Annotated in this window: 24 protein-coding genes and 3 pseudogenes; 12 read left to right on the top strand and 15 right to left on the bottom strand. The window is 72.6% G+C overall.

Annotated features, from left to right (window positions below; translation table 11 throughout):
- Positions 1-776 precede the first annotated feature (776 nt).
- From lanKC to BOQ63_RS03390, 3 genes are all read left to right on the top strand, one after another.
- Positions 777-3,338, top strand: coding sequence for a class III lanthionine synthetase LanKC (gene lanKC / locus BOQ63_RS03400; RefSeq protein ID WP_072653349.1), 2,562 nt, complete (start codon positions 777-779; stop codon positions 3,336-3,338).
- A 124-nt stretch (positions 3,339-3,462) separates the two neighbouring features.
- Complete coding sequence (locus BOQ63_RS03395) at positions 3,463-3,600, top strand: SapB/AmfS family lanthipeptide (protein WP_094743007.1); 138 nt, start codon at positions 3,463-3,465, stop codon at positions 3,598-3,600.
- Between the two features lie 219 nt (positions 3,601-3,819).
- Positions 3,820-5,580 (top strand): ABC transporter ATP-binding protein, encoded by a 1,761-nt coding sequence (locus tag BOQ63_RS03390; RefSeq protein WP_043481053.1) that lies wholly within the window; start codon positions 3,820-3,822, stop codon positions 5,578-5,580.
- Between the two features lie 318 nt (positions 5,581-5,898).
- On the opposite strand, the gene BOQ63_RS03385 is transcribed toward BOQ63_RS03390, so the two are convergent.
- Both BOQ63_RS03385 and BOQ63_RS03380 read right to left on the bottom strand, forming a co-directional pair.
- Positions 5,899-6,810, bottom strand: coding sequence for a ribosome-inactivating family protein (locus tag BOQ63_RS03385; RefSeq protein ID WP_072653348.1), 912 nt, complete (start codon positions 6,808-6,810; stop codon positions 5,899-5,901).
- Positions 6,811-7,496: 686 nt separating this feature from the next.
- Positions 7,497-8,342: pseudogene (locus tag BOQ63_RS03380) on the bottom strand (helix-turn-helix domain-containing protein); the annotation flags it as partial.
- Between the two features lie 31 nt (positions 8,343-8,373).
- Here BOQ63_RS03380 and BOQ63_RS03375 point away from each other — a divergent pair.
- Positions 8,374-8,529: a hypothetical protein gene (locus tag BOQ63_RS03375; protein ID WP_157881900.1), complete on the top strand. Its 156-nt coding sequence runs from the start codon at positions 8,374-8,376 to the stop codon at positions 8,527-8,529.
- A gap of 182 nt (positions 8,530-8,711) precedes the next feature.
- Here the strand turns inward: BOQ63_RS03375 and BOQ63_RS03370 are convergent, their stop codons facing one another.
- The 3 genes from BOQ63_RS03370 to BOQ63_RS03360 form a co-directional block, all read right to left on the bottom strand.
- Positions 8,712-10,874 carry a bifunctional polysaccharide deacetylase/glycosyltransferase family 2 protein gene (locus tag BOQ63_RS03370; RefSeq protein WP_454130859.1) on the bottom strand — a complete coding sequence of 721 codons (2,163 nt, stop codon included), beginning with the start codon at positions 10,872-10,874 and terminating at the stop codon, positions 8,712-8,714.
- Between the two features lie 45 nt (positions 10,875-10,919).
- Positions 10,920-11,687: a hypothetical protein gene (locus BOQ63_RS03365; protein WP_051835596.1), complete on the bottom strand. Its 768-nt coding sequence runs from the start codon at positions 11,685-11,687 to the stop codon at positions 10,920-10,922.
- A 252-nt stretch (positions 11,688-11,939) separates the two neighbouring features.
- Positions 11,940-12,071 carry a hypothetical protein gene (locus BOQ63_RS03360; RefSeq protein WP_360465773.1) on the bottom strand — a complete coding sequence of 44 codons (132 nt, stop codon included), beginning with the start codon at positions 12,069-12,071 and terminating at the stop codon, positions 11,940-11,942.
- A gap of 19 nt (positions 12,072-12,090) precedes the next feature.
- On the opposite strand from BOQ63_RS03360, the gene BOQ63_RS03355 reads away from it, so the two are divergent.
- On the top strand, positions 12,091-12,372 hold the full coding sequence (locus BOQ63_RS03355) for a hypothetical protein (protein WP_072653347.1): 282 nt from the start codon (positions 12,091-12,093) through the stop codon (positions 12,370-12,372).
- A 59-nt stretch (positions 12,373-12,431) separates the two neighbouring features.
- Here the strand turns inward: BOQ63_RS03355 and BOQ63_RS03350 are convergent, their stop codons facing one another.
- From BOQ63_RS03350 to BOQ63_RS03320, 7 genes are all read right to left on the bottom strand, one after another.
- Positions 12,432-12,734, bottom strand: a complete 303-nt coding sequence (locus BOQ63_RS03350) for a hypothetical protein (protein ID WP_143174611.1) — start codon at positions 12,732-12,734, stop codon at positions 12,432-12,434.
- A gap of 300 nt (positions 12,735-13,034) precedes the next feature.
- Positions 13,035-13,718 (bottom strand): GNAT family N-acetyltransferase, encoded by a 684-nt coding sequence (locus BOQ63_RS03345; RefSeq protein WP_072653346.1) that lies wholly within the window; start codon positions 13,716-13,718, stop codon positions 13,035-13,037.
- Positions 13,719-14,305: 587 nt separating this feature from the next.
- A complete protein-coding gene (locus tag BOQ63_RS03340) occupies positions 14,306-14,971 on the bottom strand; it encodes a fasciclin domain-containing protein (protein WP_030555227.1) in 666 nt (221 codons plus the stop codon).
- A gap of 71 nt (positions 14,972-15,042) precedes the next feature.
- Positions 15,043-16,698 (bottom strand): molybdopterin-dependent oxidoreductase, encoded by a 1,656-nt coding sequence (locus BOQ63_RS03335; RefSeq protein WP_079183382.1) that lies wholly within the window; start codon positions 16,696-16,698, stop codon positions 15,043-15,045.
- Between the two features lie 565 nt (positions 16,699-17,263).
- Positions 17,264-17,545, bottom strand: a complete 282-nt coding sequence (locus BOQ63_RS03330) for a hypothetical protein (RefSeq protein WP_030555224.1) — start codon at positions 17,543-17,545, stop codon at positions 17,264-17,266.
- A 157-nt stretch (positions 17,546-17,702) separates the two neighbouring features.
- The gene (locus BOQ63_RS03325) at positions 17,703-18,005 is read right to left on the bottom strand and encodes a DUF3040 domain-containing protein (RefSeq protein WP_454130856.1); all 303 of its coding nucleotides are present in this window, start codon (positions 18,003-18,005) and stop codon (positions 17,703-17,705) included.
- A gap of 111 nt (positions 18,006-18,116) precedes the next feature.
- Complete coding sequence (locus tag BOQ63_RS03320) at positions 18,117-18,566, bottom strand: glycosyltransferase (protein WP_454130854.1); 450 nt, start codon at positions 18,564-18,566, stop codon at positions 18,117-18,119.
- Between BOQ63_RS03320 and BOQ63_RS03315 the strand changes: the two genes are divergently transcribed.
- Positions 18,499-19,851, top strand: a complete 1,353-nt coding sequence (locus BOQ63_RS03315) for a glycosyltransferase family 4 protein (protein WP_072653344.1) — start codon at positions 18,499-18,501, stop codon at positions 19,849-19,851. The genes BOQ63_RS03320 and BOQ63_RS03315 overlap by 68 nt on opposite strands.
- A gap of 36 nt (positions 19,852-19,887) precedes the next feature.
- Here the strand turns inward: BOQ63_RS03315 and BOQ63_RS03310 are convergent, their stop codons facing one another.
- Positions 19,888-21,414: a cryptochrome/photolyase family protein gene (locus tag BOQ63_RS03310; protein WP_030555215.1), complete on the bottom strand. Its 1,527-nt coding sequence runs from the start codon at positions 21,412-21,414 to the stop codon at positions 19,888-19,890.
- Positions 21,411-21,944: a DUF4383 domain-containing protein gene (locus tag BOQ63_RS03305; protein ID WP_043481050.1), complete on the bottom strand. Its 534-nt coding sequence runs from the start codon at positions 21,942-21,944 to the stop codon at positions 21,411-21,413. The genes BOQ63_RS03310 and BOQ63_RS03305 overlap by 4 nt, the downstream gene beginning before the upstream one ends.
- A 217-nt stretch (positions 21,945-22,161) precedes the next feature.
- On the opposite strand from BOQ63_RS03305, the gene BOQ63_RS03300 reads away from it, so the two are divergent.
- The 5 genes and pseudogenes from BOQ63_RS03300 to BOQ63_RS03280 form a co-directional block, all read left to right on the top strand.
- Positions 22,162-22,833, top strand: a complete 672-nt coding sequence (locus tag BOQ63_RS03300; RefSeq protein ID WP_107488457.1) for a sigma-70 family RNA polymerase sigma factor — start codon at positions 22,162-22,164, stop codon at positions 22,831-22,833.
- 50 nt (positions 22,834-22,883) lie between these two features.
- Positions 22,884-23,315: a DUF427 domain-containing protein gene (locus BOQ63_RS03295; RefSeq protein ID WP_359795719.1), complete on the top strand. Its 432-nt coding sequence runs from the start codon at positions 22,884-22,886 to the stop codon at positions 23,313-23,315.
- 261 nt (positions 23,316-23,576) lie between these two features.
- Positions 23,577-23,795: a DUF6480 family protein gene (locus tag BOQ63_RS03290; RefSeq protein ID WP_030555207.1), complete on the top strand. Its 219-nt coding sequence runs from the start codon at positions 23,577-23,579 to the stop codon at positions 23,793-23,795.
- Positions 23,789-24,847 carry a MerR family transcriptional regulator gene (locus BOQ63_RS03285; RefSeq protein ID WP_072653342.1) on the top strand — a complete coding sequence of 353 codons (1,059 nt, stop codon included), beginning with the start codon at positions 23,789-23,791 and terminating at the stop codon, positions 24,845-24,847. Before BOQ63_RS03290 ends, BOQ63_RS03285 begins: the two co-directional genes overlap by 7 nt.
- Positions 24,848-24,861: 14 nt before the next feature.
- Positions 24,862-25,026 (top strand): annotated as a pseudogene (locus BOQ63_RS03280) (IS630 family transposase); the annotation flags it as partial.
- A 244-nt stretch (positions 25,027-25,270) separates the two neighbouring features.
- On the opposite strand, the pseudogene BOQ63_RS03275 reads toward BOQ63_RS03280, so the two are convergent.
- Positions 25,271-25,624 (bottom strand): annotated as a pseudogene (locus tag BOQ63_RS03275) (LuxR C-terminal-related transcriptional regulator); the annotation flags it as partial.
- Between the two features lie 50 nt (positions 25,625-25,674).
- Here BOQ63_RS03275 and BOQ63_RS03270 point away from each other — a divergent pair.
- On the top strand, positions 25,675-26,961 hold the full coding sequence (locus tag BOQ63_RS03270) for an IS256 family transposase (RefSeq protein ID WP_370863245.1): 1,287 nt from the start codon (positions 25,675-25,677) through the stop codon (positions 26,959-26,961).
- Positions 26,962-26,981: the final 20 nt, after the last annotated feature.

The raw sequence follows: 26,981 nt of genomic DNA, 5'->3' as shown, positions 1-26,981 counted from the left end.
CGCCATCTGGACCTCGCCCTGGACTGGCTCGCCACCCGCGCCGCTCGCGGCCGCCCGCTGCCAGCACTTCCAACGCCACCGGCTGGCAAGCCCTGCTCGGGGCGGCGGCCGGCGACCCGGACGTGTCACCGTACGCGGCGCCCGCTCCGCCGACCCGGTCGCGTACCGCTCCGCCGTCCTGGCGCCGAGCGGGGCCACCTCGACCGGATCCACGGGCCCCCTTACCTCACCGATGCCTCTGGACGGCTCCTGACGGCGGCCACCGCGCCCGCCCTGACGCGGCCGGTCCGTCGGGAGTGTGCGCCCCCCTTTCGGCGCCGCCGGGATCGCTCGTCCCACCCGGTGCCGCGGACTCCCCACCGCCCAGACTGCGCAGCTCGGGCGCTGCCGGGGTGGAGGCGAGAGCGGTTGGAGTCCTTTTCGGGCTCCGTCGCAAGGTGGCACTGGCGGTCGAACGGGCGCGAGCAGGCGTCTGCCGGCTCGTTCACGGGTCGCGTGGTGCGCCGTTGTGCACATGCCGTGGGAACATCCCCGTTCGCGCTGTTGTGAACGGACCCGGCTGACGGCATATTTCGGATGGTCATCTCGCGGCCGGGACTCCGGGCCGCATGACGGTGAGAATCGCCCCGCCCGACGGTCCCTCCGTGGCGGCGGCCCGTTCTCCGCCGACGTCGCCCGTTCTGTGCCCCGTGCTCTGTGTTCTGTGCCGCTGTGCTCCGTGCTCTGTGGCCCCCGTGCTTCGTGCCCCGTGATCCGCGTTCCGAGGAGGGCTTTCGTTGGACAACCGCTACGAGGTCTACGCGTTCGCCGACCCGGTCTTCTACGAATCGCCCCGGCGCTGGGGCGCGCAGGAGGAGTTCGACGCCGTCAGCCGGCCGCTGCCGGCGGGCTGGCAGCGCGGGGACCAGGAGATCTGGGCCGTGGTACGGCCAGCGGACGTCCAACTGCCCCAGCAGGGCTGGAAGATCCACGTGTCCTCGCGGGTCGAGGACGCCGAGGAGGTGTTGGAGCAGGTCTTCGCGTTCTGCCTGCGCGAACGCCTCACGTTCAAGTTCCTGCGCGGACTGCCGGTCCTCCAGATGCAGAACTCCAAGTACGCGCCGCGCGGCGCCAGCGGGAAGTTCTGCACGCTGTACCCGGTGGACGACGCGCATCTGGAGCGATGTCTCGACGGTCTGGGCAGCGCACTGGCCGGCCGCAAGGGGCCGTACATCCTCAGTGACCTGCGCTGGGGCGAGGGGCCGCTCTACCTGCGCTACGGCGGCTTCGCGGAGCAGCACTGCCGCAACGAGGCGGGCGAGCAGGTGCTCGCGCTGGCCGGGCCGGACGGCCGGCTGGTGCCGGACGTGCGCGGCCCCGGGTTCGCGGTGCCGTCCTGGGCACCGGTGCCGGCCGTCATCGCGCCGGCCCTGGCCGCGCGGGCGGCGCAGCAGGAGACCGGGCTGCCCTACTCGATCGAGCGTGCGCTGCACTTCTCCAATGCCGGGGGCGTGTACCTGGCGCGGGACGGTGCCGACGGACCGCGGCTGGTGCTGAAGGAGGCCCGGCCGTACGCGGGCCTGGACCAGCGCGGGACCGACGCGGTGACCAGGCTGCGCAACGAGCACGCCGTCCTGGCCCGGTTGGCGGGCGTGCCCGGCGTCCCCGAGCAGCGTGGGCTGCTGACGGCCTGGGAACACGAGTTCCTGGCCGAGGAGTACGTCGAGGGCACGTCGTTGAGCGAGTGGCTGGCGGGCCGCTACCCGCTGGTCCATCCGGGCGTCGACGAGGCCGCCGTCGCGGACTACACCCGCGAGGCGCTGGCGCTCGTGGACCGGATCGAGCAGGTGGTGGCGGCGATCCACGACCGCGGCGTGGTCTTCGGCGACCTGCATCCGCGCAACGTGCTCATCCGGCCGAACGGCGAGGTGTGCTTCATCGACTTCGAACTCGCCAGCACGGTGGACGAGTTCGTCCGCCCGGCGCTCGGGGCGGCGGGCTTCGCGGCGCCGCCCGGCTACACCGGTCAGCAGATCGACCGGTACGCACTGGCGGCGTTGCGGCTGTGGTTCTTCCTGCCGCTGACCCAGCTTCCCGCGCTGGACCCGGGCAAGGCGCAGGAGCTCGCCGACGCGATCGAGAGCCGTTTCCCGGTGCCCGAGGGCTACACCGCCCCGATCCGCCGTCTCCTCGGGCCGGCGCCGGCGGACGGGCGGGCCTTCCGCGCCGAGCTGGGCACGCGCCGCGCGGAGCTCGGCGCGCTGCTGGGGGCGCCGGAAGCCGACTGGCCGCGGATCCGTGACTCGCTGGCCGCCGGGATCGCGGCGATGGCCACCCCCGAGCGGGCGGACCGGCTCTTCCCCGGCGACGTGGCCCAGTTCACCCACGGGGGCCTGGGCCTGGCCCACGGCGCGGCCGGCGTGCTCTACGCTCTGCACGCCACCGGCGCCGCGGTCGATCCCGAGCACGTCCGCTGGCTGGTGCGTGCCGCCGACCGCCCGGTCGAGCCGGGGCTGTACCACGGCGGACACGGTGTGGCGTACGTGCTGGACCTGCTCGGCGAACGCGACGCGGCGCTCGACCTGCTGAGCCGCCTCGCCACGGCCCCGGACGACGAACCGCGGCCCGCTCTGGCCACCGGCGCGCCGGGCATCGCCCTCACCCTGCTGCACTTCGCCGGGGCCACCGGCGAGCGACGGCTGCTCGACGAGTCGCTCGCGCTCGCCCTCGCCTCGGCCGCCGCGCTGGAGAAGGCCGGCCGCAGCGATGCCGCCCGCCGCGCGGGACTGCTGGGCGGGGGCTCCGGTACCGCGCTCGCGTTGGTCCGGCTCTACGAGCACACCGGCGAGAGCGCGCTGCTCGACCAGGCGGAGACCTTGCTGGAGCTCGACCTCGACCGGTGCAGGAAGGTCGCGGACGGCAGCCTGCAGGTGGTCGACGGCCGCCGGGTGCTCCCGTACGTGGAGACCGGCAGCGCAGGGATCGGCCTGGCGCTGCACGCGCTGCTGGAACACCGCCCGGACAGTCCGTCGGCGCGCCACGAGCCGGCGATCCGCCTGGCGGCGGCCCCCGAGTTCGTCATCCAGTCCGGTCTGTTCAACGGCCGGGCGGGGCTCATCGGCTACGCGGCGCTGACCCGGCACCGTGCCGCCGAGCCGGGCGCCGCGGCGCTGCTCGACCGGCAGCGGGCGCTGCTGGCCTGGCACCAGGTCTCCTACCGGGGCGAGCTCGCCTTCCCCGGTGACCAGCTGCTGCGGCTCTCCGCGGACCTGGCGACCGGCTCGGCCGGTGTGCTGCTGGCGCTCGGCACCGCGCTGGCCGGCACGCCCTTCCTGCCTTGGACCGGCCGGTCCGGCTGACGGGCCCGGTCGACCCGCCCGGACGTCCCGGGCCACGGGCCACACCCCCGCGCGCGCCCTGCGCGCGCCCCACAGACTCCCGGCCGCCGGCCGGGCGATCCACCCAGAGTGAAGGAGAACAGTCATGGCGATCCTGGACCTGCAGACCATCGAGCTGGCCGAGACCGAGGTGGCCGACATCGACGACACCCTGGCCAGCGTCAGCTCGCTGAGTGCGCTCAACTGCACGGTCAGCACCGTCAGCACCCTGCTCTGTCTCTGACGTCGCCGCCTGTCCGGTGAATCGGACAGACGGTAGCGGGCCGGCCCGGGCCTCGACCCGGGCCGGCCACGGCGCCGGGCCGCAGCGACGAAGCCATCGCTGCGGCCCGGTCCGCACCCGCACCCGCACCCGCACCCGCACCCGGCACCACCAGCCCCTGCCATCGGGCGGCGCGGAACCGCCGCACCGCCCGTTCGCCGCACCGCCCGAGAGGATGCCGTGGTCGACCAGCCCGCTCGCACCACCCCCCGCCCGGCGGAGCGGATCCGACTGCGCCGCGAGCTGACCGCCGAGCCGTGGGCCCTGACCCTCGCGCTCCTGCTCGCGCTGGCCTCCACCGGCGCCGCCCTGGCCCTGCCGCTCCTGGTCCGGACGATCATCACCGACTTCTCCGCGCACCGCCCGCTCGGCACCGACGTCCTGCTGATGTGCGCCGCCGCGACAGCCGGAGCGCTCGCCCAGGCGCTCTCCAGCTTCCTGCTCGCCCGCATCGGCGAACGGATGACCTACCGGCTGCGCACACGGATCATGGAGCACACCCTGCGCCTGCCGCTCGCCGTGGTCCGGGCCCAGGGCACCGGCGAACTCACCGCCCGGATCACCTCCGACGCGCTGCTGCTGCGCCAAGTCGTCGACGTCGCCACCCAACTGCCGCTGGCCGCACTGACGGTGACGGCGACACTGCTCGTGATGGTGTGGATCGACTGGATCCTGACCGTCGTCACCGTCGTCGCGTTCGCCGCGCTCACCGCCCTGGTCCTGCTGATCGTGCGCCGCATGAAGGCCAACGTGACCGGCCAGCAGGACGCCGTGGGCCGGATCGCCCAGCGCTTCACGGCCGACCTGGAAGCACTCAGCACGATCAAGGCCTACCGGGCCGAGCCGATGGCCGCCCGAGCGCTGGCCGAGGACGCCGAACGGCTGCGCGCCGTCTCCCTGGTCGGCGGGCGGCTGAACTCCCTGATCCCGGCCGTGCTGACGCTCGGCAACCAGCTCGCGCTGATCGCCGTGATCCTCGCCGGCGGCGCCCGGATGGCCACCGGCGGACTCCAGGCCGCCGCGTTCGCCGCCTTCCTGCTCTACCTCCTGCAGACCGTGCCCTCGATCAGCGCACTGGCCACCGGCTTCGGCCGGCTCCAATCCGGCCTTGCGGCCCGCGACCGCTGCACCGACCTGCTGGCCATAGCGCCCGAGGCCGAGCCGCAGGACGCCGAACGCACGGTGCCGCCCCCACCGCTGGACGTCCCGTCGGTGGTGTTCAAATCCGTGTCCTTCACCCACACCGGCTCGCGCGATGCCGCGCTGCGCGGGGTTTCCTTCAGCACCGGGCGCACCGGTCTGACCGCCGTGGTCGGCCCCTCCGGAGCCGGGAAGAGCACCACCCTCTCGCTCATCGACTGCTTCGTCCGGCCCGCCTCGGGCTCCGTCACCGTCCTCGGCCGCGACACCGCCCACTGGCCGCTGAACGCGCTGCGCGCCCGCATCGCCTACGTCGACCAGGCCTTCACACTGATCGAGGCGACCGCCCGGGAGAACCTCCAACTCGGCCGCACCGAGCCGGCCGACGACGTCGAACTGGCCGCCGCGCTGGACGCCGTCGGCCTCACCGAGGACATCGCCCGCCTGCCCCGGGGCCTCGACACCCCCCTCGGCCGCGAGTGCGACCTGTCCGGCGGCCAGCGCCAGCGGATGGCTCTGGCCCGGGCACTGCTGTCCGACGCCGAGATCGTGCTGCTGGACGAACCCACCAGCCAGCTGGACGGGCTCAACGAGCAACGCTTCCGCACGATCGTGGCGGACCTGGCGGCGACCCGCGCCGTGATCGTGGTCGCCCACCGGCTATCCACCGTCCAGGACGCCCACCACGTGATCATGATGAACCACGGCACCGTCGTCGACGCCGGCGACCACCTCACCCTGCTGGAACGCTGCCCCCCGTACCGGGAACTCGTCACCAGCCAGGCGATCCTCACCCCCTGAACGGGGCCGGCCCCCTCGGGCGGCCTGGTGCCGGAGGTCGCGGATGAGCCGACTGCCGGTGCCGTTCAATCTGACCCGGTACACACGGGCGCTTCTGACCACCCCTCCCGCCGCCCGGGTTGCCCGGCGGTGACGGTGACAGACTCAACCGCATGAGTGATCACTTGGCGCGTGCGGTGCGACGCCCGCTGTCCCAGCCGTCTTCCCACCTCCATGCCACGGTCGACCAGCCGCTCGACCGCGACCTGCTTGAACTCGCCCGCCCCTGTGGGGGCAGCGCATGCCGGCACCGGCAGGGTCTCGCCCCGCCGGACGTCGTCACAGCAGTGCTTCGGAACCGTGGAGCTCCACGAATCCGACGACTCGCCGCAGGTCGTCGAAGCTGCTGACGTTGTTGCCGATCAGCCTCACCGAGGCGGCCCGGCCCTGGCGCCAGGCGTGTGCGGCCTGGGAGAGCCGGCCCCACTGGTTCTCCATGTCGCGGTAGTCGACGCTCAGCTGGTTGGTGGTCCACGCGTTGATGTTGCCGTAGATCCGGTTGAAGATCGGCCCGAAGCGGGCGGCTTCCGAGAAGATCGTGATGGCCATCAGCATGCCCCGGTCGATGCGGGTCTCGTCCCACTGCGGGACGTTGTTGAGGTCCCGCAGCGCGTTGAAGATGTTCGTCGATCCGAGGTAGAGGTTCTCGCGGGCGCTCCCGCCCGTGATGCCGTTGTAGTTGCCGGTGCGGGGCATGAACTGCGCCTGCACGCCCAGGTCGTTCTGGAACTGCTGCTGGCGGCCGTCCTGGAACGCCCAGTGGCGGTTGGCGGCGGGCGAGTAGAAGCCCGCGATGTAGAGGTTGTCGGCCCACATGTAGACGGAGACGAGATGGGCGCCCTGGTTCATCACCCGGATCTGGATCAGCCGGTTCTCGTTGCGGGTGGTCTGCTGGACGAGACCGCTTCCGACATTGGTCGCATCGCCGTAGGTGTTGCGGTGGATCGCGTCGATCAGGTTCCAGTAGCGGTTCGCGTGTTCGCCCCGGCCGGCGGTGATGTCGGTGATGTCCCAGTCGATGATGGGCCAGCTCTGCAGTGCCGCAGCGCGGGTGGCGGGTGCGGACCGGACCCGGTCTCCTCCTGCGGGCTTGCCGGTGAGGGTAGGCGCTGCGGAGGCGGTGCCGGCGAGGGAGACAAGAAGAGCGGTGGCCGCCGAGAGTGACAGCAGTGCGACGTGATTCTTCTTCAAGGCGGTTCCTTCGGGATGGTTACGAGGTGCCGATCACCGGCCGAGTGCCCGAACCGGATCGGGACGCGGATGACCGTCCGACGGTGGGACGGTGATCGTCCGGAGCGCCGCGCGTGCGGTCCGCGTCGGGTTCAGCATGCTGGAGTCCACCCGCCTTCTGTTGCCGCGCGGCGCACACTGCCTTGTCGATGTGCGCATCGACAAGGCAGTGTGGGCGTCCGGCGCGCCCCGCCACCGGGCAACACCCTCGACCTCGACTCTCGTCGACCCGCAGCCGCCGAGGGCCGCGTCCTCTGCCGGCGCTGCTGGCCTCCCGCCGGCCGGGCCCGCGAAGGCCACCCGCTTCGGTGTCCCGCATCCGGCTCCTGTGTCCACGCGACCGGCCGAGCCGGCGGGCGGTTGGCGTGCACGGTGCGGATGCACGCCGATCAGTTCACGGTGTCGGCCGGTTCGACGGAGGACTCACCGGGCCTGCGGTGTGGGTTCGTCCCGCGCGCGGACGGTACGGAGGAGCGCCGGGTGGTGGAAGCGCCAGATGTTCGGCCGGGTCGGGCACCGTCTCCTGCGTCACCGCGTCCTGCTCGCCCGGTCCAGCAACGCTCGGTCACCGCATCACGAAAGTCCTGCAAGAGCTGCAGAATCCCCATCGGCGGCCCATTGCTGGGGAGTTGTGTGGCCGCTGATGGCTACTGGCCGTTACGCCCATCGGCCTCTCGGCCGGGGTTTGGGACTGGTTCCGAGGGGCGGAAGGTGCGGCGGTAGGTGTCGGGCGGGACGCCGACGCTGCGGTGGAAGTGGCGGCGCAGGGTGGTGGCGGTACCCATGCCGGTGGCGGTGGCGGTGGCGATGGTGGTTTCCAGGAGTTCTTGGGCGTGGCGGATGCGTTGGGTGTGGAGCCAGTGGAGGGGTGTGGTGCCGGTGAGGTGTTTGAAGTGGCGAGCGAGGTGGCGTGAGCTCATGCCGGCCCGGCGGGCCAGGTCCTCCACGATGAGCGGCTGATCCAGTTGCTCCAGCGCCCAGGGCAGGAGGTCTGCGAGGGGGTGGTTGCCGGGTTCGGGCAGCGGGGTGGCGATGAACTGGGCCTGGCCCCCGTCGCGGTGGGGTGGGATCACCAGACGGCGGGCGATCTTGTTGGCGTTGGCCGAGCCGTGGTCGAGGCGGACCAGGTGAAGGCACAGGTCCATGGCGGCGGCCTTGCCAGCGGAGGTGAGGACGTCGCCGTTGTCGACATAGAGGACGTCCGGATCGACGGTGGCCTTGGGGTGGCGGCGGGCCAGTTCCCGGGTGTGGGCCCAGTGGGTGGTGGCGCGCTTCCCGTCGAGGAGTCCGGCCGCGCCCAGGACGAAGGCGCCGGTGCACAGGGAAGCGACGCGGGCGCCGGTGCACAGGGAAGCGACGCGGGCGCCGGCCGCGTGGGCGGCTCGCACCGCTTCGACGAGGTCGGAGGGCGGTTCGCGGTCCGTGTCGGCCCACCCGGGCACGATCACCGTGTCGGCTCGGGCGAGGTGTTCGAGTCCGTGGTCGGGTTCTAGGACTTGTCCGGGCGATCATGTGCGAAGCCAGATGACGAGGGCTGCCGCGGCTCGCCGGGCCCACTCAGACGGCCCTGGGCAGCACAACCCGGGCAACATCACCATGGCCTCCGGCGGCACCACCAAGACCACCACCTCCTCGCTGAGCGGCGGCGGCTCCTTCTCGGTGACCTGGAAGCACAGCTGACGGACGGTGGACGGGGGCCGCGCAAGCCGGCGCGGCCCCCGTCCACCCCCGTCCACCCCCGTCCACCCCCGTCCACCCCCGTCCACCCCCGTCCACCCCCGTCCACCCCCGTCCACCCCTATCCACCCCCGTCCACCCCCGTCCACCCCCGTCCACCCCTATCCACCCCCGTCCGCCCCGGCTCAGCCGCCCGCCGGTACCCGGAGCGTGCCGTAGCGCTGCATCCGCTGCCAGCGGAGCCGGGAGCCGGCGAGCGCGGTGAAGACCGACTGGATCACCACCAGGTACATCAGCTGCCGGTAGACGAACTGCTGGAGCGGCAGGCTCCACAGCGGCCCGAGCTTCTCCTTGTCCAGCCGGAACGCGTACGCCCCCATCAGCATCTGGACCAGCAGGAAGGCCGCCCACAGGCCGATGATCCGGACCGGGTCGAGGAAGGCCAGTCCGTAGAGCGCGAAGACGTCCACGACCGGGGCGAGCAGCGGCAGCAGCACCTGGAACATCAGCAGGTAGAGCAGGCCGCGCCGGCCCAGCTTGCCGGCCTGCCCGCCCTGGGTGAGTGCGCCCCGGTGCTTCCACATCGCCTGGAGGGTGCCGTAGCACCAGCGGTAGCGCTGGCGCCACAGGGCGCTCAGCGAGGCGGGGGCCTCCGTCCAGGCCTTGGCCCGCTCCTCGTAAACCACCCGCCAACCGGCCCGGCACATCGCCATGGTGAGGTCGGTGTCCTCGGCGAGGGTCTCCTCGCCCACGCCGCCGACCGCCAGCAGCGCGGAGCGGCGAAAGGCGCCGACCGCGCCGGGCACGGTCGGCATGCACTCGGCGAGGTCGAACAGCCGGCGGTCCAGGTTGAAGCCGACCACGTACTCGATGTGCTGCCAACGGCCCAGTAGGCCACCGCGGTTGACCACCTTGGCGTTGCCGGAGACGGCGCCCACGGTGGGATCGGCGAAGGGCTGCACCAGCATCCGGACGGCGTCCGGCTCGAAGACGGTGTCGCCGTCGACCATCACCAGCAGTTCGGCGCGGGCCGCGGCGATGCCGGTGTTGAGGGCGGCGGGCTTGCCGGCGTTCTCCTGCCGGATCACCCGGACGTACGGCAGGTTCAGCGATTCCACCAGGTCGGCGGTGCCGTCCGTGGAGCCGTCGTCGACCACGATCACCTCGACCGGATGGTCGGAGGCCAGCAGCGAGCGGACGGCGGGTTCGATCCCGGCGATCTCGTTGTACGCCGGGACGATCACGCTGACCGGCTCGGTGACCGGCGGACCCCAGCCGCGGCGGCGCAGCCGCACGTGTCGACGGGCGGCGTAGAGCACGACGACCGCGCGCAGCACGCTGACCGCGCCCGCCGCCCAGAGCAGCCAGCCCAGCGCGGTGATGGCCCGGTTGCCGCCGGTCAGCAGCCAGATCAGGGCCAGGCCGAGCCAGTGGTCGCCGGCTCCGGCCGGGCGGACCGGGTCGGGCAGGCCGACGGCGTCGCTGACGGTGGTGAAGCGGAAGCCGCGGGACTTCAGCGTGCTCAGCACGCCGTCGAGGGCGGCGACGGTCTGCGAGCGGTCGCCGCCGGCGTCGTGCATCAGCAGGACCTGGCCCTGGTGGCCGGTACCCGCGGTCGCCGACTTGATGATCGAGGGCACGCCGGGGCGTTGCCAGTCCTCGCTGTCCTGGGTGGTGAGCACGGTCAGGTAGCCCTCGCGGCCGGCCTGCTGGATGGCGGACCATCCGGGGTCGTCCACGGCCTCGGGCGTCGAGGAGTACGGCGGGCGCAGCAGTGAGCTGGTGACTCCGGCGGCCCCGGCCACGGTCAGCTGGGCCTCGCGCAGCTCCAGCGTGCGGCGCCAGGAGGGGGCGGCGCCGAGGTCGGTGTGGGTGAAGGTGTGGATGCCGATCTGATGGCCCTCGGCGACGATCCGGCGGATCAGGTCCGGGTGGGCGGCGGCCTGGGTGCCGACCACGAAGAAGGTCGCGTGCACCCCGGCCCGGTGCAGGACGTCCAGGATCTTCGGGGTCCAGGTCGGGTCCGGGCCGTCGTCGAAGGTCAGGGCGATGGTGCCGGGTTCGGGGGCGGCGCTGCGCGGCTGGGGGACGGCGGCGTCGATCACCGGGCCGCCCTCGTGGATCGCCGCCGGGACGGCGTCCGCGGCCGCTGGGGCGGCCGCCTGGTCGGGGCGGTCGTCGAAGCTGTGCTGGGCGTAGCCCTGGAGCACCAGGGCGCCGATGAGCGTGAGCAGCAGGGCGGTCAGCAGGAGCCAGTGGGTGCGCAGCGGGCCCTGGCGGACCACCCCGCGTCGGCCCCGGCGGGTGCGGTCGGGGGCTGGGGCTCGTCGGCGGCGGGCGGAGCTCATGGTGCTGCTTTCTGAGACGGGTACGGTTTCGAGGGCGGTCGGGTGTCAGGGCTTGCCGGGCCCTTTGCCCGGTGCGGTGGTCGGGCGGCCGTGCCCGGGGGTGGGGGTGGGAGCGGTGCTCGGCTGGGTGGCGGGCGTGGTGGCCGGGGCGGGTGCGGTGGTGGCCGTCGGGGCGCCGGGGGCCGTACCGGTCGCGGGCCGCGCGGCCGCCGCCGTGGGCCGCGGGTGCTGGACGACCTGGGTGGTGCCGCCCTGATGGGCGGGTGCCTCCGTGCGTCCCGCGCCGGGCAGGGCGGCGGCCTCCGGGGCGGCGGACGGCGCCTCGGTAGGCGTGGCCTCCGGGGCGGGGGCGCTGGGCGCGGGCGGCTGGGGCAGCGGGAGGAACGGTGCGTTCACGGTGGGACCGCCGAGCAGCGCGCTGGCGAGCAGGGCCAGGTACCCGCCCGCCGGGACGGCCAGCACCGCTCCGAGTCGGCGGATCCGGCGCTGCCGGCGGCCGGAGGCGTCCACGAACACCGGCGGGGGCGGGGGGACGGCTTCGGGGCCGGTGGGGTCGGTGGGCGGTTCTCCGAGCGACACGACGGCGGGCAGTTCGGCGGTGGGCAGATCCGCGTCGTCGGCTTCGCGGCGGTGCTCGGCGGAGCGGACCGGAGCGGCGAAGTGCTCGGCGACGTAGGCCGGAACGGCGAAGTGCTCGGTCGGGACTTCGCCGACCGGTTCGCCGTGCGCCGAACCGGAAAGGTGTCCCGGGACCCCCGAGAGGTGGGGCTGTTGCTCGGCGGTGGGCGACGGATCGTACGGCTTGACGGTCACGGTGTCGGGTCCAGGTGTTGTCGGTTCGCGTGCTGCCACGAGGGCACCGGCCGATCACTGGTGGATCGAGCGGTGCACCGGTCGTGACTGTTCAGCGTCGACACCGGCCGGATCGTCACACCTGATTTCCAGCTGATTTCGAGCGAGCCGTGCTCCGCGGAAGGCGGCGAACGCGCGGAAGCCCGCCGTCCCTGGCTCGGGGGGCGACGACCTTCCGCCACGGCGTTCCGACGTCGGCCTTCCGGCGTCGGCTCAGCGGCCGCCGTCGGCCCGGGCCCTGGTCCAGACGGCCTCGCGCAGCAGCCGCAGGCCGTTGAGGCCGACGATGACGGTCGAGCCCTCGTGGCCGAGGACGCCCAGCGGCAACGGAAGGGGGGCGACCACCAAGCTCACCCTCGGCGGTATGGATGAGGAGGCGATCTGCTGGGCTGCCGGCGCGGAGGTCCCCAGTCGGTGGGCTGAGCTGATCGAGGACGTGTACGACCGCTCGCACAGTACGTGGGGTGTGGACTTCGGTCACCATCACGGCATGACCTGGACGCTGCCCCCTCTGGAGCCCGGCGACCACTGCGAACTCCCGGTGGTGGCTGCCTGGGCTCCGGTTACGGATGAGACTGCGAACACCTGGTACGCCGTCCTGGCCTCGTCGACGGATCTGCTGCGGCAGGCCACCGACCGCATCTGAGGTGTCCTTCGATCACCGGATCGCTGGGCCGGCGGACCCTGCCGGTGAAGCCTGCCGCTTCAGAACGAACCGGAGACGCCCTGTACCGCCGACCGGCGGTACAGGGCCCGGGCGCCGCACGCGGGGCGGGGCCGCCTGCCTGCTCGCTGCCGTCCTGGCAGTTCCTGGCCGCTGCCATGGCCGTGCTGCGCCGGGGCGCCGCGTTGGTGGATCGGGTGGGGCTCGGGGCGCTGCTCGGTCTCGATGGCCCGCTCCTGATCGACGTGCGGCCCGTACGGCTGCTCGCCGCCGCTCGTTCCGCTCGCCGCTGTCTGGCGGGTCGGGGTCGGGCGGGGGTGCGGTCCGCGGTTCGGTTCAGCCACCGGCGCTTGGGGCTGCTTGATGCGTGTTTCCGCTGGTCAGATGGGCGATGACGGCTTTCTCACCGTCTCGACCTACCGTCCTGGGCCCCTGTCTGGTGGTGGCTGTGGTGGGTGGGTTGGGCGTTGGTCGGTGTGTCCGGTCGCTGCGCTGTGCCCCCTCTTCTCTCTGCGTCCGGCTGGTGCCGGCCGCGTTGGTGGGTGGTGCCGGGGCGCTCTCCGGTCTCGGGCGCCCGGTCCCGGTCCGTCACGCTCGTCTGCTCGGCCTGGCCGTCGGCGGGTCTGTTCACCGTCCCTTGGTTGTCAGCGCTCAGCCGACCGCTGATGATTCGAACCGCCCTGGTTCGGCGGTCCGAACATCGGCAGGCAGGGCAGCAGTCCGCTGATCGCGACGGGGATGTGCGCATGCGTCTCCCAGCGATCACGTGTCAGTCTCAGCCGCCTGTTCGTCACAGGCCGGCCGCGGACCACATGACGGTCGATGCCGTCGGACTCGTAGCCGTGCTTCTGGGACACGGCGAACGAGGAGGCGTTGTCCTCGAAGGCACCCGATGTCGCTTCCAGCGCGTCCAGTCCCGCGAAGGCCAGGTGCAGGATGGCGGCGCGCATCTCGGTGCCGATGCCTTGTCGCTGATGCCGTGCACCGAGCCAGGAGCCGGTGGTGACCTCCCGCAGGACGGCGAAGTCGCGGGCGGCTATGGTCTGCAGGCCGACGACCTGGCCGTTCTCGAAGACGGCCAGGTTCAGGGCCCAGTTGTCCGGTGACCAGTTCCCTCGGCGCAACCAGTGGTGCTGCACCACCGAGCGTGCCCGTTCCGCTGGAGGGAGGTCCGTCCACGGCACGAGGAAGGGCATGCGGTCCGGCTCGTGGACACCCTCTGCCGCCAGGGCGGCCAAGCCGGCCAACTCACTGTCGGTGGGCAGCCGGAGTTCCAGGCGGGGAGTGTTCAGGCGAAGGCCTAACAGCGGCCAGTGATCAATCAACATGCGCCATTGTCGAAGACGAGGGCAGCTGCGGTCATCTGATTTCCAGGGCGGGCTCAGGTCACCTTCCGCTCCCGGGACAAGAAGCCAGCCCTTTCCGAGGTGCGCCCGTGGTTGTCCTGGTGACCGGCTTGGTCCCCGTCTGGGCCGCGTGGCCGCAGAGGTGTGTCGGCGGGGGCTTCTACGGTGTGGATGGGGTACCGGAGTGTCAGGCACTGGAGACGGAACGGCAGACCTCCCGGTCTGGGCGGGGGTGGTTACCGGCCTTACCGGCGTCCGGGGAGAAGGGGCCCGCGGACGGCTCGTCAGCACCGCCCCACCCGCCAAGCCGGTGCCGCAGGCCGGGTCCCGGGCCGCAGTGCCGGGCAATGTCGTTGCTTCAGCTGTCAGTCACGGTGAAGGCCGGCCGAGGCCTTTCGGCCTTGCCTCTACGGAGGAGGAGTACGGCGGGGTCCGTGTGCGGGTTCGTCGTGGCGGCCGGTTCGTCGGCCGGCATGACGCTGTCGGCTCCTTCGGCTGGACCGGGGTGGCGGGTGGTGGCCGGGGTCCGCCTGGTGGGCGGGCCCCGGCCCGGGAACGCTCGGGGTGGGTCAGGAGGCGGGCATCAGGACGGTGTCGACGATGTAGACGGTGGCGTTGGCGGTCTGGACGTTGCCGCACAGCACCTTGGCCGTGGTGTTCACGGTGAAGTCGGGGGTGGTGCCGGTGACGGTGAGGTCGTCGGTCTCCAGGGTCTTGTGGGCGCCGGTGAGGGCGGTGGGGGTCAGGCGCTGGGGGACGACGTGGTAGGTGAGGATCTTGGTGAGCTTGTCCTTGTCGGCGAGGACGGCGTCCAGGGTGGCCTTGGGGATCTTGGCGAAGGCGTCGTTGGTGGGCGCGAAGACGGTGATGTTCTGCGCGGAGTTGAGGGTGTCGACGAGGCCGGCCTGCTTGACGGCGGTGACGAGGGTGGACAGCAGCGGGTTGTTGGAGGCGGCGGTCGCGACGGGGTCCTTGGCCATGCCCGCGAAGGAGCCGGCGCCGTCCTTGGGCACGGCCGTGCAGGCGCTGCCGAACGGCTGGTCGTCCATGGCAGTGCCGGAGGCGGCGCTGCCCGGGGCCGTGCTGCCCGGGGCCGTGGACGGCACGGCGGCGGCGGCCTTGGTGGCGGCCGAGGATCCGGATCCGCTGCTGCTGCAGGCGCCGAGGCTCACGGCGAGCGCGGTGGCGGTCAGGAGGGCGGCGACGGTGTTGCGGCGGCGGGTGGTGGTGGACATGGGTCGGATCTCCTTGTGAGGTGGTGACGTCCGGGCCGGCGGCCCGGACGTGGTGGGTGCGCAGTGGCTTTTCAGGTGACCGTGACGACGGTGCTGTGCCAGCCGGTGGCGCCGGCGGGGAACGGGGCCGCACGGTTCTCGGTCTGGACGGTGCCGGTGGCGTCGGTGGCCCGGACCTCGATCCGGTGGGTGCCGGGCGCCGCCCCGGTCCAGGTGTGGGACCACTGCCGCCACATGTCGGGCCCCGGCTCGGCGGTGAGCAGGGCTTCCTGCCAGGGGCCGCCGTCGACGCGGACCTCGACGGCGGCGATGCCGCGGTGGGTGGCCCACGCGGTGCCGGCCACGGTCACGTTCCCGGCGGGCACCTGTGCGAACGGGGCCGGAACCTCGATGCGCGAGGCGGTGCCGACCGCGCCGGTGCGGTCCCAGCCCCGGCGCACCCAGTACGGGTCGAACGCGGCGAACGTGGTGACGTCCAGGTCGACGAGCCATTTGGTGGCGGAGGTGTAGCCGTAGAAGCCGGGGACGACGCTGCGGCACGGGAAGCCGTGTGCCACGGGCAGGGCCTCGCCGTTCATCGCGACTGCCAGCAGCGCGCGCCGTCCGTCGAGCACGGATTCCAGCGGGGTGCCGATCGTCATCCCGTCCTGGGACCGGCCGACGAGCTGGTCCGCTCCCGGGCGCACGCCCGCCCGGCGCAGCAGGGCCGGGAGGGAGGCGCCGAGCCAGCGGGTGGTGCCGACATAGGGGCCACCGACCTCGTTGGACACACAGGACAGGGTGTGGTCGAGCTCCTCCAGCGGTTCGCGCAGCAAGTCGTCGAAGGTGATGAGGAGCGGGTGGTCGACCATGCCGCGGATGCGCAGGGTCCAGCGCCGCGGGTCGATACGGGGCAGCGTGAGAGCGGTATCCACCCGGTAGAAGTCCGGGTTGGGGGTGACGAACGGGGACAGGCCCGGGACGTCGGGGTGCAGGGCGGCGGGCAGGGGCGGCAGGGGCCGCGCGGCCGGGGGAGGGCGGACGGCGGTGCGGGCGGCACCGATGTCGTAGCGGCGGTCCGAGAGCGTGCGGCCGCCGAGGCCGGCGAGCGCACCGACGGCGATCGTCGCGCCGGTGGCGGTGAGGACGGCCCGGCGGGACGTGCCGCCGTCGCGTTCGGCGGGATGCTCGCCCGGCCCGTCCCCACTCACCGGGTGTTCCGGCGTCACCTGGTGGGGCGCGGTCGTGGGGGAGGCCGCCGGTGTGGCGGCGCGCAGCATCCGGGCGAGGACGAGGGCGGTTGCCGTGGCGGCCAGACCGGCGGCCAGAGCGGGTGCAGCATCCGCGGCACCGGCTTCGGGCCTGGAGAGCGCGGCCCAGGTGCCGAGCAGCCCGAAGGCCGCGAAGACGCTTGCCCCGAGCACCGGCCTGCACGCGGCCAGCACGCCGGCGAACGCGGCGAGCAGCGCCGTCGCCAGGTAGATCCCGCCGAGCAGCACCGGCTTGTCGTCGGTGCCGAACGTGCGAACGGCGTACTCCTTCAGTGATGTTGGCGTCAGGTCGATCGCTGCGGCGCCGACCACGATGACCGGCGCGGTCCCGGGTCCGGTGAAGGCGGCGACCAGTTCACCGCTTCCGAGCGCGGCCGCCGCCGCTGCCCACCCGGTCGCCGCGGCCGCGCCCGCCCGCAGGAGCCGCCCGCAGCGATGCCCGGGACGAGGCGGGAGATGGGGTACGTCGTTGCTCACATCCGGGATTCGCGGCCACCGGCGGGCCGGATGGGTGCGAGTTCTTCTCCTGGGCTGCCCGCAATCCGTGCTGCGACGCGACAGGCCACACAAACGGAAGCGGCACGAGGTTTGCTACCCGGACCGGCCTGCCCGGCCCGGTCGTTGATGTGTCTTGGTGTGCTGGGCTGCGGCCTCCTGGCGGTCCGGGCGGGCGGCACGCGATCCTCGAATGATGGCCCGTCGGCGCGAGCAGGAAGGAGACCTGACTTCGTCGGCCTGGAGCGGGCTGTCGTGCCCTACGAGGACAGGTCACCGGCGGAGCGGCGCACCACGGCAGTGCCTGGTTCGACCGCGGGGTCCGGCACCGGCTGAGGGACGTCATCGACGGTGCCCATCCGGCGGGCGGTGAGGGATTCCCCTTCCACCCGGGCCGAAACGTTGAGAGCCGGGCCCGGACTGCCCGCATCGCTCCTGCAGCGGGGAGGATCCGGGCATCCTGCCCCGGATCCGCGGGTGCGGTTCCGGGGCAGCGGGGCAAGGCGTGGGCCCCGGAGGCGGGCTTCGGGGCCCACGGGTGGGCCGGTCAGGCGGTCTTGCCGCCCGGGTGGTCGAGCCAGGCGCTGCGCGAGCCCTTGGCGGCGGGCGCTTCGCGTTCGTAGCCGGCGAGTGCCAGCCCGAGTCCGAAGAAGGTGGGCGCCCACTCGCCCACGAAGATGCCCCACCGGTCGGCGCGTTCGACTCCGGCCTGTTCGGCCTTCATCGACGCGATCCAGCTCAGCAGGGACAGGCCGATGGACCCGAACGCCGCCGCGTAGGCGTGCTCGCTGGTGATTCCGGCTTCGTGGATCCTGCGCACGATGGTCATGACGACCCTCCAAAGGGGCTGTGCCGTCGTTCCTGTTCCTCTACTGTCGGACCGTCGCCCGCAACGCGTCAGTCGCATCGTTGGTGCAGCGTCCTGTTCGGCGAGGGGGTCGGCGGGATGCGCTCCCGGCCGCTCGGCCGGCGCGCGGGCGTCCGTCTCAGGCCGCTCCGAGCGCCGCGAGGCGGCGGAGGACGAGTGCGAGCATGAACGCTGAGGGGGCCGCTGTGGTGGCGGCCGCGGGAGCGGCCGGTGTGTCCGCGGCCGCGTACAGGGCGCACGCGGCGGTCAGGGCGGCCAGCGCCGAGGCCAGGGCGGCGAGGATCCGGGGCCGGTGCCAGAGCCGTGCCAGGAGAGTCGGGCGGGCCCCGAGCAGGCGGTCGAGTGCCGGGTCTTCCCGCCGCAGGTGGGACTCGACGTCGTCCAGCAGACGTTGCTCCCGGCCGGTCAGGTGTCCGTCCACGGCGCGGCCGCCCTTCGGTCGCCCCTCGCGTGTCAGCGTCTTACACCCTCCGCCCACGGCGCCGGGGCGCCGGTCGCATCGGTGGTGCGTCGACCGGGGCCGGCCGACGGTTCAGCGGCGGGAGGGCATGCACCGCAGGAGTGCGGAGGCGGCCCGGGCGGGGCCGTGCGGGCGGAGGCGGACGCCGAGTGCGGCGGTGCCGTGCGCCCGGTCGGCGAGGAGGGCGGCGACGGCGTGGCCGGCGGCGGCGGGGGTGAGCGTGTTGGGATCCAGGCATCGGCCGGCCGCGGCGCGTTCGGCGTCGTGGGCGATGGCGAACTGGTCGCTGGAGAACGGCAGGACCAGTGCGGGAACGCCGGCGTGCAGGCATTCGGTGAACGAGTTGTTGCCGCCGTGGTGGACCATGGCGGCGGCGTGCGGAAGCAGTTCCTGTTGCGGGATCGTCGCAGCGACGGGCCGCCTGGAGGAGCCCGGCGCCGGACTCAGCGGCGGAATGAGCGTCCTGCTGACCGGGCTGGGTGAGGCTCTGACGGCCGGCGCGGGCGTCGCACGGGTCCTCACACTGACCACGGCCCGGACCGGGGAGGCGGAACGCACGGACCTGGTCCACCGGTTGGGACGCGCACACGTGCTGGTGCGGTTGCCCGTGGACGCGTCCGAACCGCTCGATCCGGAGAACGCCGCCGGCCACCAGACGGCGCTGGCCTGGTGGTCCGGCCGGCTCTTCGAACTCCCGGGCGCCCGACCGGACATCGCGCACGTCAGGTTCGCCGACGACGCCTCCCTCGCTGTCGCCCGGGCCGCACGCCGCCACGGCTCGAAGCTCGCGTTCACCGTCACCCCCGACCCCCACCGCACGATGGACGAACGGCACGCGGGCCTGCCACCGCAACAGACCGGTCATGCCGCACGCGCGCTGCGCCTGGACCTGCACCGGGTCTTCGTCGCCGACTGCCTCGTGGCCCGCGCAGATCTGTTGGTGGCCATGCCGGGGAGGCCGGGGCCGGAGGAACTCCCCGCGTACTTCCCGCAGTTGCGGGACCGGCGGGTCCACGTGCAGCCCGAGGGCATCGCCCCGTTCCGGCCCGCGGTGGGCGACGGGGCGACGGCCTACGGACTGCTCGCCCGTCTCTTCGGTGGCGGCGGGACCGGCGGCGGACTGGATGCCGCCGACCGCGACCTGCCGTTGTTGCTGTGCGTGGGACGGCTTCACCCCGTCAAGCAGCAGGAGCAACTGGTCCGGGCCTGGATGCTCGCGGGCCTCCACCACCGCACGACCCTGCTGCTGGTGGGCGGGTCTCCCGCGGACCCGACCGCCGTCGAGGCGGAGGTTCGCCGCCGGCTCACCGAGCTCCTGGCGGCGGACCCGGTCGCGCGGCGTCGGGCGGCCTTGTGGCCCGCGCTGTCCAACCGGCATGTCCGGCTGCTGGAACGGGCGTTGGCGCAGGGCCGGCCGGGCTCCGCGCTGTACGTGTGCCCCAGTGCCAAGGAGGAGTTCGGGCTGGCCGTGCTGGAGGCCATGGAAGCGGGCCTCCCGGTGGCCGCCCCGCAGCGCGGTGGGGCCTCGCACTACCTGTGCGACGGCGTCAACGGACGACTGCTGGCCACCGAATCGGCGGGGCGGCTGGCCGACGGCCTGCGCTCCCTGGTCGTCACCCCCGCGCCGGAACTGGTGGCGATGGCGAAGGCAGGGGCCGCGACGGTGCGCGAGTGCTTCGCCATCGACGCCATGGCCGCGTCCCTGGCCGACGCCTACCGGGACACGTGCCGAACGGGCCGCCTCGCGGATCGGTCGCAGGACACGGACCGCGAAGGTCCTCTGCCGGACGTCGCGGGAAGCGGCTGAGCGAGCGGGCAGTGGCGGCACCGTCTCCGCCTGCCGTCACGGGGGTGACTGGCCGCGGGCGCGTTCGGCGGCCAGCACCTCGGGCAGGCCGGTGAGGCGGCGCAGGCCCGCGGCGGCCCGCGCGGTGCGGTGGTTGGCGGCGAGGAGGTCGCGGTGGCGGTGGACGAAGGCCCAGTAGCCGGTGGTGAACGGGCAGGCCCGGTCGCCGAGGCGTTCGGTGGGGCGGTAGCGGCAGGGGCCGCAGTAGTCGCCCATGCGGTGGAGGTAGGCGCCGCCCGCCGCGTAGGGCTTGGTGGTGACGAGGCCGCCGTCGGCGAACTGGGACATGCCGACGACGTTGGCGGTCATCACCCAGTCGTAGCCGTCGACGAAGCACCGGTGGAACCAGTCGGTGAGCTCGTGCGGGTCCCAGCCGTGCTGCAGGGCCCAGTTGCCGAGCACCATCAGCCGGGGGATGTGGTGCACCCAGCCGTGATCGCGGACCTGCCCGAGGACGCCGGACAGGCAGCGGGCGGCGACGGCGTCTGCGTCCAGGTCGCGGAACCAGGCGGGCAGCGGCTCGTGGTGGCCCAGCCGGTTGGCGTCGCGGTAGCCCTCGCCCAGGTGCCAGTAGAGCTGCCACACGTACTCGCGCCAGCCGGCCACCTGCCGCACGAAGCCCTCGGCGCTGTTGAGCGGCACCTGCCCGGACCGGTACGCGGCCTCGGCCGCGCGCACGCACTCGCCGGGGTCGAGCAGACCGAGGTTGAGCGGGACGGACAGCGCGCTGTGGGCCATCCACGGGTCGGCGTGCAGCATCGCGTCCTCGTACCGGCCGAAGTCGGCGAGGCGGTGGGCGACGAAGTGCGCGAGCGCCCGTTCGGCCTCCGGCCGGGTCGCGGCGAAGCGGCGCGGGCCGTCCCGGCCGACGAAGGCGACGTCCCCGTCGCGCTCCCAGCGGTCGAGGTCGGCCCGGACGCGCTCGTCGATGCCGTCCTCCTCGGGCTCGAAGGGCGGGGGGAGCGGCAGGGTGGCGGCGCCTTCGGGCGGGGGTTCGCGGTTGTCCCGGTCCAGGTTCCAGCGGCCGCCGGCCGGGCTGCCGTCCGGTTCCAGCAGCAGGTGCTCGGCGCGGCGCACCCGGTGGTAGAAGTCCTCCAGCAGCAGGCGCCGTTCACCGGGTGCACCGGCCCAGCGGCGGAAGTCGGCGAAGGGCACGAGGAAGCCGCGCGGCGGCAGCACCGTGACGTGGGGGAGGGAGTCCACCAGGCCGAGGGCCGCGCGCGACGTCGGGTGGCACACGGTGACCCGGCGGCGTCCGACGGCCCGGGACAGGCCCTCGCGGTAGGTGTCGGCCTGGACGTAGCGCACCCGGTCGCCCAGGGCGTCCGCGGCGTGGCGCATCGCGGACAGCACCAGGTGGGCCTTCGCCCGGTGGAACCGCCGCCGGCGGAGCACCGAGCGAGCCTCGATCATGACGAGCGGGGCGTCCGGGTCGGGACCGTCCCCGCCGGGGGTGAGGCCGGCGGTGAGGAAGTGCGGCCCGAGCTGGTCGCCGAAGAGCCAGTGCGGGCGCGGCCCGCTCACGCCGGGCGCCCGGGAAGGCCGGCCGCCGGGGAGCCGAGGGGGAGCGCCGGAGCATCATGGCGTTCGCTGGGCCCCGGGTGGCGGTGACGCCAGTAGGGGTTGTCGAGCGGAAGCTTGCCGCTCACACGGCCGTACATGCCGAACGTGGCGATCACCAGGCCCATGACGAAGCTGAAGAGCACGTTCTGGATGCGGAAGGCCAGGATGTTGGCCGACGAGTCCAGCAGTGCGAGGTTGACGAAGCCGCTGAGGACGAAGAGTGCGCCGACGGTGATGTTGACCGTGGAGGCGATGTTTCCGCCGATCAGGGCGCCGCCGAGAAGTACCGCGGCCGTGACCACCGAGACGAGGCTGAGCAGGCCGTTGCTGGAGAGACCGGCGATCTTCTCGCCGTCGGTGCTGAAGAAAGGCAGTCCGTCCGACAGGCCGAGGCAGCCGAAGGCCAGCAGGGCGGCGCCGCAGAGACCGGCTCCAGCGCGGTAGACCCGGGACAGGCGGTGGTCGACGGGCAGTTCCTCGTGGAGTTTCATGGTCCGCTCCGTTCCTCGGTGATCGTGCCGAGCCGCGCAGCACGCGACCCTTCCCAGAGCATCGGCCGCGGTGGCCGACCGGAACAGTCGCAGCGGTGCCGCATCGTTTGTGGACCGCCGAAGGCGGCCACCGCGCCCCCGCCGTAAAAAAGCGCTGCACAAACGGTGCGACTCGTCGGCGGGGTGCGAAGCGATGCACCTTGAGGCTGTGACTTCGATGGTGAAGAGCATCAGCGTCGCCGGTTCCGCCAGCAGCACCGCGCCGGCGTCTGATGACATGCCCACCCTCCTTCAGAGGGCGGGCGGCGGCGACGAGACCGCGTTCGAAACGCTGTACCAAGCGGTTGCCGGGCCGGTCTACGGCGTCGCGCTGCGGACGCTGCGCAGCCCGGCCCACGCCGAGGAAGTCGCCCAGGAGGTCCTCCTCGAAGTGTGGCGCACCGCCCCGTGCTACCGGCCCGAGCGGGGATCCGTGATGGCATGGGTGCTGACGATCGCGCGCCGCCGGGCGGTGGACCGTGTGCGGTCCGTGCGGGCCTCCACCGAGCGTGACCTCCGTGTCGTAGTCCGGAACCTGTCCGAGTCGGAGAGCGATCCGCCTGAGGTCCAGGCAGTCCGCTCACTCGACCGGCAGCGGGTCCGGTCCGCTCTCGCCGAACTGAGTGCGCTGCAGCGCGAGGCAGTGGTGCTGGCCTACTTCGGCGGCTACACGCAGCGGGAGATCGCACACAGGGTCGGTGTGCCGCTGGGAACCGTGAAGACCCGAATCCGCGACGGCCTCATCCGGCTCCGGGCTGTACTCACGCCCGCTGGCGACTGTCCTGGAGTGGGCGAGCTGTCGGCCGGGCCGCTCCTCGGACCGTGCCGTGCGGCAGGGGCCCGGCAATGACAGCGGCGGGGCCGAGTCCGGAATCGGTGTGGGACTACCCACGTCCGCCTGTGATCCGCACCGCCCGCGGCAGACTCGTTCAGGTGTGGTTCGGCGGAACGCTGATCGCCTCCACCACACAGGCCGTGCGTGTGCTGGAGACGAGCCACCCGCCGGTGTACTACCTGCCGGCAAGTGATGTGGCCGGCCGATTCCTGGTTCCGTCAGATGGTACGAGCTTCTGCGAGTGGAAGGGACAGGCCCGGTACTGGGACCTGCTGGTTCAGGGAAGCAGGGCAGTCCAGGCTGCCTGGAGCTATCCCCGGCCGCTTCCTGCTTACCGGGAACTGAGCGGCCGGTTGTCGTTCTACCCGGCACGGGTGGACCGCTGCACGGTGGACGGCGAAACGGTGCGTGCTCAGGATGGCGACTTCTACGGAGGATGGATCACGGGCGAGATCGCCGGCCCGTTCAAGGGAGGCCCGGGGACGTCGGGCTGGTGAGCGTGCGCCGCCCGGACCCGCACGTTGGCAGGTCGTGCCGCCGAACGCGCGGCACGTTCCTCATCAAGCGCTGCGAGAACGCTGCGATTGTGAACGGAGTATCGAGAGGACCAGCATGGAGTAGTGGATCCACTGGGCAGGCCAGCCGGTCGGGAACAGCCGAACCCCTGCCCCGTGGGGCGCGAGGCGGGACCTCGGCGCAACGAACGGAAGGAGCTGAACTCCCCTCTTCCTCACACTTCCCAGTAGCCGGAGGACGTCATGACCGTCAATCACCGGATTTCCGCCCACGAGCGCCCCGTGCCCGCGACTCCTCCCACGGAGACGCCCGAGTGCGAGTCGTCGACGTGCTCGGGCATCTCGACCCCTGAGTCGGTCGAACTGCACACGGCCTGGCCCGGCTGGATCCCGCTACTGGTCATCGCCGTCATGGTGCTGTGCTGCGTGGGGTTCGCCGTGGGGAGGATCGCGGGATGGTGACACCGTCCGCCGAGCGCGCTGCCGGAGCACGCGGCGGTGGCCCCGCCGCCGCTCACGACACACCGCAGGACGTGGGTCTGGCGACCGGGAGAGTGGCCCAGCGGCTCGGCGTGTCCCCCACCACGGTCCGCTCGTGGGAACGCCGGTACGGCATCGGCCCTGCCAACCGGGAAGCCGGACACCACCGCCGCTGGAGCCCGCAGGACGTCGCCGTCCTGGAGGCCATGTGCCGTCTGACCGCCCGCGGGATACCCCCCGGCGAGGCGGCCCGTGCGGCCCTGGCCGAGCAGGGATCGGCCACCGAGATCAACACAGCGAGTCCTGTCCTCAGCCGGCCGGATCCGCTCTCTCGGGACGATGTCCAGGCCTTCCACCGCCCCAGCGCGGGAGGAAGCCGCGCTCTGGGCGTCGGAACGGTACGCCCCGAGTGCCGCGGCCTGGCGCGTGCGGCGGTGCGCCTCGACGCGCCGCAGATCGTCGCGATCCTGCGCGAAGCGGTAGCCACCCTCGGGGTGATCGACGCGTGGACCGAGGTCATGATGCCCGCGCTGCGCGCCGCCGGCCGCAAATGGGCGGCGGACGGCGAGCAGTACGTCGAGGTCGAACACTTGCTGTCCTGGCACGTCTCAAGCGTTCTGCGTGGCGTCGCGGTGGCAACGGCTGCCACCCGGCCCGTATCGCCCGTCCTGCTGGCCGCGACGCCCACCGAACTGCACACGCTCCCGCTGGAGGCCACCGCCGCGGCGCTGGCCGAGCGCGGCCTCCCCTTCCGCATCCTGGGCGCTGCCGTCCCGCCCCGGGCCCTGCTCGACGCCGTCCAGCGGCTCGGTCCGGCAGCCGTGATGATCTGGTCCCAGGACCGGCGCAGCGCGGACCACGAGCTGGCACGCCGCATCAGCGCCAATGTCTGGGGGCCGCGGGGCTCGCGCGGCGGGGCGGTCGTCGTCGCCGCAGGCCCTGGCTGGGCCCGCTCCCGGCTGCCAATCGGCGCCGCCGGTCCCCGAACCCTGGCGGACGCCGTCGACTTCCTGGAAGAGACGGTGACGAACTGAATCCCCGTCGCGAGGCCCTCCTGCGGCGCGGCCCGATGGCGAACACCGCCTTCACTGACACCGACCACCTCACCCACACCCTCCGCCGCGGGCCACGGCACATCCAACTTCGACCCACCCTCGTCGAGGGATGCCTGGCCGGCACCGGCCCCTCACTCACCCCGCCGTTCCCGCCCTGAAAACCTCAGTAAAGTCATCGAGGGTGGTCGGAGCCAGCTCCACTGGCTCCGACCACCCTCTCTGCAGCGCGGCTCAGCTCACCGCAGCGGCCTGCCTGACCAAGTCGACGGTTTCGGCCGCCAGTCGACGCCGGTACTCATGAGCCTGCTTGAGGTCCGCGCGCACGAGACATCAGCCACTCACTTCTCACCGGCTTTCAATCCCGAGCGGCACGCCAACGATGACGTGCCGCTCGGGGGCTGGCTAACGTTTGTCCAGCAGCCCGCGCTCGAGAGCTACGACCACCGCATGGGTGCGGTCTCTGACATCGAGCTTGGCGAAGACCCGCAGCAGATGGGTCTTCACCGTGGCCTCCGCGATGACCAGCCGCCGGCCGATCTCGACGTTGGACAGCCCGTCGGCGACCGCGCTCAGTACGTCCACCTCCCGCGTGGTCAGAGCCACCGGAGCGGGCCGCCGCATGCGGGCGACCAACCGCTCCGCGACCCTCGGAGCCAGGACGGTCTCGCCACGAGAGGCGGATCGGATGGCGTCGACGAGCTGGTCGCGCGTGGTGTCCTTGAGCAGGTAGCCGATCGCGCCGGCCTCGAGGGTCTGTACGGTCTTCGGTGTAACTCCCGATCAAGAGAGAACACCTGATGAGCGACGTGATCGTCTCCGCGGAGGCGGTTGAGGAAGTCCGGCCGGTCGAGCTCGCGCCGGACGTACTGGACGAGCAGTTGATCGGGCAGTTGGTCGACCGGGCCCGCGCCGGAGGCGTCAAACTGACCGGCGAGGGCGGGCTCCTGCAGCAGCTCACCAAACGCGTCCTGGAGGCCGCCCTGGAGGGCGAGATCACCGACCACCTCGGCTACGAGAAGCACGACCCGGCCGGCGCCGGCTCGGGGAACTCCCGCAACGGCACCCGCTCGAAGACCGTGGTCACCGACGTAGGGCCGGTCGAGATCGACGTGCCCCGCGATCGGGAGGGCAGCTTCGAGCCGCAGATCGTGCGCAAGCGCCAGCGCCGGCTGACCGGCGTGGACGACATGGTCCTGTCCCTGTCCGCCCGGGGCCTGACACACGGTGAGATCTCCGCCCACCTGGCCGAGGTCTACGGCGCGAACGTGTCCAAGCAGACCATCTCCACCATCACCGACAAGGTGATCGACGGGATGGCCGAGTGGCAGAACCGGCCCCTGGACCCGGTCTACCCAGTGATCTTCATCGACTGCGTCCACGTGAAGATCCGCGATGGTCAGGTGGCGAACCGCCCGATCTACGTCGCGCTCGCGGTCACCGTCGAGGGCACCCGCGAGATCCTCGGTCTGTGGGCCGGCGACGGCGGCGAGGGCGCCAAGTACTGGCTCCACGTCCTCACCGAGATCAAGAATCGCGGCGTCGGCGATGTGTGCATGGTCGTCTGCGACGGCCTCAAGGGCCTGCCCGACGCCATCGAGACCGTCTGGCCGCAGGCCATCACCCAGACCTGCGTGGTCCACCTGATGCGCGCGTCCTTTCGATACGCAGCTCGCCAGGACTGGGACAAGATCTCGAAGGCACTCAAGCCCGTCTACACCGCCCCGACCGCGAAAGCGGCCGAGGACCGGTTCCTGGAGTTCCAGGAGGCCTGGGGCGACAAGTATCCGGCGATCGTGAAGATGTGGTCGGACGCCTGGGCCGAGTTCGTCCCCTTCCTCCAGTTCGACACCGAGATCCGCCGGGTCGTCTGCACCACCAACGCGATCGAGTCGGTCAACGCCCGCATCCGCAAGGCCGTCCGAGCCCGCGGCCACTTCCCCAACGAGCAGGCCGCGTTGAAGTGCGTCTACATGGCCATCATGGCGCTCGACCCGACCGGAGCCGGCCGCAAACGCTGGACCACCCGCTGGAAGGCCGCACTGAACGCCTTCGAGATCACCTTCGACGGCCGACTCTCCATCGGCCGCCGGTAGTACAAATCAACCTGAGTTAC

Source organism: Streptomyces viridifaciens, from assembly GCF_001888885.2.
In the GTDB taxonomy this organism is placed as follows: Bacteria; Actinomycetota; Actinomycetes; order Streptomycetales; family Streptomycetaceae; genus Kitasatospora; species Kitasatospora aureofaciens.
This window is presented reverse-complemented; position numbering and strand designations above follow the sequence as displayed.